Origin of the sequence: Hominimerdicola alba 8, from assembly GCF_000178155.2 — a bacterium.
Classification (GTDB): Bacteria; Bacillota; Clostridia; order Oscillospirales; family Ruminococcaceae; genus Hominimerdicola; species Hominimerdicola alba_C.
On the sequence record NZ_ADKM02000037.1, the window covers coordinates 1 to 6,748 of the forward strand.

7 protein-coding genes are annotated in these 6,748 nt (G+C 42.7%); 6 read left to right on the forward strand and 1 reads right to left on the reverse strand.

Going from position 1 to position 6,748, the window contains the following annotated elements; genetic code table 11:
- Positions 1–171: 171 nt before the first annotated feature.
- The 3 genes from CUS_RS03355 to CUS_RS03365 are packed head-to-tail and all read left to right on the forward strand — an operon-like array spanning position 172 to position 1,062.
- The gene (locus CUS_RS03355) at positions 172–366 is read left to right on the forward strand and encodes a DUF3791 domain-containing protein (RefSeq protein ID WP_002847519.1); all 195 of its coding nucleotides are present in this window, start codon (positions 172–174) and stop codon (positions 364–366) included.
- A gap of 1 nt (position 367) precedes the next feature.
- Complete coding sequence (locus tag CUS_RS03360) at positions 368–859, forward strand: DUF3990 domain-containing protein (protein ID WP_100084523.1); 492 nt, start codon at positions 368–370, stop codon at positions 857–859.
- 2 nt (positions 860–861) lie between these two features.
- Positions 862–1,062: a hypothetical protein gene (locus CUS_RS03365; protein WP_002847518.1), complete on the forward strand. Its 201-nt coding sequence runs from the start codon at positions 862–864 to the stop codon at positions 1,060–1,062.
- 335 nt (positions 1,063–1,397) lie between these two features.
- Here CUS_RS03365 and CUS_RS03370 read toward each other — a convergent pair whose 3' ends face one another.
- Entirely contained in the window at positions 1,398–2,594 is a 1,197-nt protein-coding gene (locus CUS_RS03370; protein ID WP_002847516.1) for a tyrosine-type recombinase/integrase, read from the reverse strand.
- A gap of 293 nt (positions 2,595–2,887) precedes the next feature.
- On the opposite strand from CUS_RS03370, the gene CUS_RS03375 reads away from it, so the two are divergent.
- The 3 genes from CUS_RS03375 to CUS_RS03385 form a co-directional block, all read left to right on the forward strand.
- Entirely contained in the window at positions 2,888–3,196 is a 309-nt protein-coding gene (locus CUS_RS03375; protein WP_002847521.1) for a helix-turn-helix domain-containing protein, read from the forward strand.
- Positions 3,171–4,364 carry a tyrosine-type recombinase/integrase gene (locus CUS_RS03380; protein WP_002847517.1) on the forward strand — a complete coding sequence of 398 codons (1,194 nt, stop codon included), beginning with the start codon at positions 3,171–3,173 and terminating at the stop codon, positions 4,362–4,364. The genes CUS_RS03375 and CUS_RS03380 overlap by 26 nt, the downstream gene beginning before the upstream one ends.
- Positions 4,365–4,500: 136 nt before the next feature.
- Positions 4,501–6,748, forward strand: a 2,248-nt coding sequence (locus tag CUS_RS03385) for a type I restriction endonuclease subunit R (protein WP_002847515.1), incomplete at its 3' end; no start/stop codon positions are given.

Here is a 6,748-nt window from a genome sequence, read left to right on the forward strand (position 1 = left end):
AAGTGGAATGCAAAATGAATAATTTTAGTTGGTTGATTGAGAATAAATGCTAAATTATGCTATATGTGAACAGTATTTTTTAACACTTGATTAAACTCTTGAAATATGTTATAATACAAGAAAATATAAGTTTTGAAAAGATCTATCCTGCATTTGATAAGAGGTACAAAAATGAGCAAAATATCATTTATCTCGTTTTGCGTAGAATACTATGCGAAACATATAGGGAAAACCAGTGATGAAGTATATGAGCTTTTCAAGCGTGAGAAGGTTATCGAACTGCTTGAAAGCGACTACGATGATCTGCATGGTATGGGAATGGAGTATCTTATGCAGTTCATAGATGAATATTTGGGAGTTGCGTAATATGTTAGTGTATCATGGAACTACCTTGGAGATCAAGGAACCGAGAATAATTAAAACTGAGATCGGTCGTGATTTTGGCTTTGCTTTCTACACGACCGATATCAAGGAACAGGCAGAACGCTGGGCAGTACGTCGTGCTAAGATACAGTCCAGGAAAGAAAAAAAGCCTGTTAAGGCTGTGGTGAATGTATACGAGTGGGAACGTGCCGATTCGGATATCAAGGAGTTTGACGGTGCTTCGCTTGAATGGCTGGATATGGTCGTTAATTGCAGAAGTGACCTGAACTTCAAGCATGAACACGATATTGTTATCGGCAAGATAGCAAATGATAATGTTGGTGAAACTGTATCATACGTTCTTCAAGGCATCATGCGAAAAGAGGATGCTGTTGAACGATTGAAATTTGAGAAGATTAATAATCAGATCGCATTTTGCACAGAGCGTTCGCTTTCGCAGCTGAAGTTTATCAAGAGTTATATTGTGGAGGGATGAGTATGGATCACGCAACAACAAGAGCGACTATTGTCCCTGAAATAGTAAAGCTGATATCGGAAAAATACCATATCACTGAAATGGAAGCGTTGGATAAATTCTACACCTCTGCTACCGGGGCTAGTTTTGCTGATGATGAAACGGGACTATACGGACAGTCTGCACTATATGTGTTTGGGTTGTTCTGTGAAGAGCAATCATAATAAAAAGGTGCAGCATTAAGCTACACCGGAAAAGTCGAAACTATTGAAAAAATATGAAGAGATGCCAGAAATCCTGTCCATTATTTGTCCATTAAAGACGTAAAAACTTAGTTAAAATTATCAATATCCTCGAAAGTTATATTAAACTGAAATGACGTAAAATAGGGACTTTTTGAAAATCTGGATAAGATGCTGAGTTTCAAAAATTCATTTCAATTCCCGTACGGGTCACCATTCAACGTTCTCGGAAACAGCGTAAATACGTTGTTTCCGAGTTTTTGCTTTCCCGCGCGACCCATTATTAGCCCATTATAGTTTTGAACAGCTGTGACAAGTTACAGACAGTCACGCTGTTCTTTTTTTATCTGGAAATTTATTGCCTGACCTATGATATCCGAGGTACGTGCTTTCTGCATTGCAAACTCGTGAGTATAGATCCCTAAAGTTGTGTTGCAGTTGCTGTGCCCAAGATCTGCCGAGACTGTTGCTACATCAACGCCTGCTGCGATAAGTATGGAAGCATGGCTGTGTCGCATACTGTGAATATTACAGAACCTGAAATCATGCTTTTGACAGAACTCCTTGTACCAGCCATAGGGTGTCTGGGGATTCATGGGGCGTCCATCCCACTTGGTGAACAGCCTGTCGGTATCTACCCACTTCTCTCCCTGACGCTCACGCTCTTCGTCCTGCCATACCTTGTACTCTTTCAGCAGCTCAAAAAGTTCGTCGGGGTATCTGTTGCAGCGCTGCGAACGCTTTGTCTTTGTCTTGCCAGTGTATTGCCCCTCTGCACCTGTATAAGCCGATGTTCTGCGGACGGAGATAACATTCTCCTCCCAGAGTATGTCCTTCCACTCAAGTCCTAACAGCTCTCCCCTTCGGAAGCCCGTGAACACCGCCAGCGTGAAAAACACTCTGTATTTAAGCGGTGCCTGTTGGAGCAGCTCAAAAAGCTGATCGAACTCCTCGGGAGAATAGATCTCACGCTCTTTCTCCTCGCCGATATGCGGTATCTTCATTTTCTCACATGGATTGTATGTCAGCATATCCATATCAATGGCGTAGCTGAACACATCGCTGATAAAGCTGACGTGGTGGATTATCGTCTTGCGTGAAAGCGGCTCGCCTGTTTTGAAATTCCTGCCGTTTAATGCAAGGTCGTTTATGAACAGCTTTATGTCACGCCTGCTTATCTTGTCGAGCTTTAAGTGACCTATCGCAGGGTAAACCCTTGCTGTGAGCTTTCTCATACGCTCGTAGGTGGTAGGGCGAAGCTCCAGCTTTGCGTACTCCTTGAACCACTGCTCGGCAAACGCCTCAAACTTTATGCTGCCTGTCTGACAATGACCTATCTTGCACTCTTCCTCGAATAATACTGCTTGCCTGTTTGCCTCCTTTTGTGCCTGTTTTTCGCTCATACCCTCGGGCGGACGAAATGTTCTGTATTTCACTATCTGCTTGCCACGTATATCGTAGCCGCAGGACACCCTGATAGAGAATGAACGGCCTTTCTTTGAAACTGATGCCATATTAGCCCTCCTGACGAAGAGCTGACCGTGGGTCTGCATCGTACCTTTTATTATAACACAAATCAATATGCTTTTCCAATAGGTAAATTGATATTTTCAGTATCGTCAATGCACAATGATCGGGCTTTGCTTTTGTGCATTTTTACGAAATTAATTCTTTTGTGATAATTATGTGACAGCAATGTGATGATGTGTGAAAACAGCCTCGGAATTTTTCCGATTTGAGTAAGATCTAAATTATAATATATATAGATCATTTTGATCAATATATTATGAAAGTGAGGTCATAAAATATGACTAACGAAGAAATTGTAATGAAGATCGCAGAGCTGGTGATCCTGCTGCTGGAGCAGAACAAGCCCGCGGAGTCAAAGGCTGCATCGGATAAGGTGGAGATGCTGACGATAGGCGAAGCTGTCAGGGAATTTCCCGGGCTTACAAAATCGACGCTCAGACAGCTGACGGCTCAGAAGAAGATACGCTTTTTCAGGGCAGGTGAAGGCAATAACGGAAAGATACTTATAAACAAGGCAAGCCTTATAGCGTATCTTAACGGAGAAACGGAGGAGGATAACAATGGCATCAGTAAGAAGAAAAAATAAGAGATCATTTGAGATAAGGGTATCTGACGGAAGTGATATCAACGGCAAGCAGATAGTACACCAGATGACCTGGAAGCCAGAGCCCGGCATGACGGATAAGCAGATTGAAAAAGAGCTCAATCGTCAGGTGGTAATGTTCGAGCAGAAGATAAAGGCCGGGAAATATCCCTGCAATGTTACATTTATGGCATTGGCGGAGGATTATCGTAAAACCTATGCAAAAACACATCTTCGTGCGACAACATTTGAAAAAGAAAGCTACATTACAAATAGAGTATATCCGTTAATTGGACATAAAAAGATGAAGGATATATCAAGGCGTGATATAATGCTGGTCGTAAACGAGCTTGTGTATAACAGCAAAAACGAGAGAACGGGCAAGCCGCTTGCCTACAAGACGATAAAGAGCCATGTCAGCTTTGTATCAAGAGTATTCAGCTACGCTATCGAGATCGGTGCTTTAAGTGACAATCCTGCAAGAAATATCAAGATACCGAAAACGGAAGAAAACAAGCCAAAGGAAGTCGAGATATATGACCCTGAGGAGCTTCGTCAACTGGTAAAAATGCTTGATGACAAGGTGCCGATGAAATACAAGATGTTTGTAAATCTGTTGATAATAATGGGCGGTCGCAAAGGCGAGGTGCTGGGGCTTGAATGGAAGGACATTGATTTCAGAACCAGACTTATTACCATAAGGCGTGCATCATATTACACCCCTGAAGAAGGCATATTCGCAAGCGACCCCAAGACCGAGAAATCAAAGAGAGTCAAAAAGTACAGTCAGGAGCTGTTAGACCTTCTTTTAAAGTACAAGCAGTATCAGGACGAATACAAGCTAAGCCTCGGCGACAAGTGGCAGGAGCATGACAGACTGTTCACCCAGTGGGACGGCAGACCCATGCACCCGAACACGCCATACAGCTGGCTCAAAGAGTTCTGTGAGAAGAATGGTTTTCAGTTTCACTGCTTACATTCTCTCAGGCACAGCCATTCGTCGATCAAGATATGCAATGGTGTCAGTCCTGCGGAGCTTTCTGCTGACCTCGGACACAGCAGCATAAATGTAACTATCCCCGTTCCAAATAGTAACACAAAACCCGTAGCAGTACATACCGACATACATGATGAATATAAAAAAGTGAAGCGTTTTAGCCTTGTTGGTTAGAACGCTTTTTCTTCGGTGAAAATGGAGAAAAACGTCGATTTATAGATTGACTAATTGTGCGATTTATGCTATAATATTATGGAGTATATATGCTGTTTGCACAGTAAATTAATCTTTATCAAAAGGAGCGTGTGTTATGGCTAAAGCAAGTAACGGCAAGAGCCTTTTCAACGAGATGACTCGTGTTCAGATGCCTGCACTTGTTCATCTGACAAGGCTCGGTTATTCCTACTATGGCAGATTATTCGAGGATATGGCTGATAAGGTCTATGATCCCGATACAAATATATTAAAAGATGTTTTTATAGCTCAGTTTAAGAAGCTCAACCCCGATCACGAGGGTGAAGCTGAGCAGACTTTGAAAGCTATCAGGCAGGAACTTGATAATGACGATCTCGGCAAGAGCTTTTATTCTCGCCTGAAATCAACCTCTCCTATCCGGCTGATAGATTTTGAAAATCCCCGTAACAACGTGTTCCATTGTACGGCGGAGTTCACTTGCAAGAACGGTCAAGATGAGTTCCGTCCAGATATTACACTCTTTGTGAACGGTCTCCCGTTAGTGTTTATTGAGGTCAAGAAGCCCAATAATCACGGCGGTATGGTCGCTGAGAGTGAGCGTATGAACAGAAAGCGTTTCCCTAACAAGAAATTCCGCAGATTTATCAATATCACTCAGCTTATGATCTTCTCCAATAACATGGAGTATGATGCCGAGGGCGGTATTGTGCCTATTCAGGGTGCGTTTTACTGTACGGCAGCTAAACAGAGTGCGCCGTTTAACTGTTTCCGTGAAGAAAACCCTCTGAATGAAGATGTAGCACCATTCATCAAAGAATACCCATATAGGGCTATTGATGCAGAAGTCGAGAAAAAGATACTGAAAGACTTTAATAATCAGGTTATCCATACTTCTCCCGAATATCAGACAAATTTGAATGTCAATACCCCTACAAACCGTATCATCACTTCTATGTGTTCCCCTGAGCGACTGCTGTTCATTCTCAAATACGGTATCGCTTATGTGAATATGGAGCGTGAGGTTGACGGCAAGATAGAAACGATCAATCAGAAACACATTATGCGTTATCAGCAGATGTTCGCAGCCTTTGCTATCCGTGAAAAGCTCTCTGAGGGAGTTAAGTCTGGCGTGGTATGGCATACGCAAGGCAGCGGTAAAACCGCACTATCGTACTATCTTAGCTATATTCTTTCCGATTTCTTTGCTCAGAACAATAAAGTTGCAAAGTTCTATTTCATCGTTGACCGCCTTGACCTGCTTGAACAGGCTTCGCAGGAATTTGAAGCCCGTGGGCTTGTGGTAAAGACGGCAAATAGCCGTGCAGAGCTTATGGAGCAGTTCCGCAATAATCAAGCCCAGGAGGGCAACAGCGGACAGCAAGAGATCACGGTTGTCAATATCCAGCGTTTTGCTGAGGATAAGGAAAGAGTAACTCTGCCGTCCTATGCTACAAACTTACAGCGTATCTTCATCATTGATGAAGCACACAGAGGATATAATCCTAAAGGCAGTTTCCTTGCTAACCTTTTCGATGCTGACGAAAACTCTATTAAGATCGCATTGACAGGTACTCCGCTGTTAGCTGATGAGCGTGAGTCGTGGAAGGTGTTCGGTAACTATCTGCATACCTATTACTACGATAAATCTATTCAGGACGGCTATACCCTCAAAATTATCCGTGAGGATATTGAAACAAAGTATAAGGAAAAGCTCTCTGCTATCTATGAGAAGCTCGAAACACTTGTGCAGAAAAAGGATATAAAGCGTGACCAGATAGTAGAACATGACTCTTATGTCAAGGAGCTTACAAGATACATCATCAGCGATTTGAAGCGTTTCCGCACTATTCAGGGCGATGATACGCTCGGTGGTATGGTTATCTGCGAAACAAGTGAACAGGCACGAAAGATATATGCTTTCTTTGACGAGATACAGCGTGAGCTGAATGCCGATTCTTCGCAACCCTCGCACTTCAAGGCAGGATTGATACTGCACGATAGTGATGATAAGGACACCAGGAAGCAGATCGTCAAGGATTTCAAGAAGAATATGACCATTGACATACTGATTGTGTACAATATGCTCCTGACAGGCTTTGACGCTCCTCGGTTGAAAAGGCTGTATTTCGGCAGAAAACTGAAAGACCATAATCTTTTGCAGGCTATAACCCGTGTAAACAGACCATACAAGGACAATAAGTATGGATATATTATAGATTTTGCCGATATTAAGAGCAATTTCGAGCAGACCAATGGAGCGTACCTGAAAGAGTTGAACAGATTTAATGATCCGAATGAGGTAGGTGCCGCTAATGTTACCGATACATTCACTCAGGTCATAGAGGATAAAGAGGCTCTTGTTC

Bases quoted from the DNA above. Each gene is read 5' to 3' on its own strand.
- CUS_RS03355 (WP_002847519.1), top strand. From the start codon at position 172: ATGAGCAAAATATCATTTATCTCGTTTTGCGTAGAATACTATGCGAAA.
- CUS_RS03360 (WP_100084523.1), top strand. From the start codon at position 368: ATGTTAGTGTATCATGGAACTACCTTGGAGATCAAGGAACCGAGAATA.
- CUS_RS03365 (WP_002847518.1), top strand. From the start codon at position 862: ATGGATCACGCAACAACAAGAGCGACTATTGTCCCTGAAATAGTAAAG.
- CUS_RS03370 (WP_002847516.1), bottom strand. From the start codon at position 2,594: ATGGCATCAGTTTCAAAGAAAGGCCGTTCATTCTCTATCAGGGTGTCC.
- CUS_RS03375 (WP_002847521.1), top strand. From the start codon at position 2,888: ATGACTAACGAAGAAATTGTAATGAAGATCGCAGAGCTGGTGATCCTG.
- CUS_RS03380 (WP_002847517.1), top strand. From the start codon at position 3,171: ATGGCATCAGTAAGAAGAAAAAATAAGAGATCATTTGAGATAAGGGTA.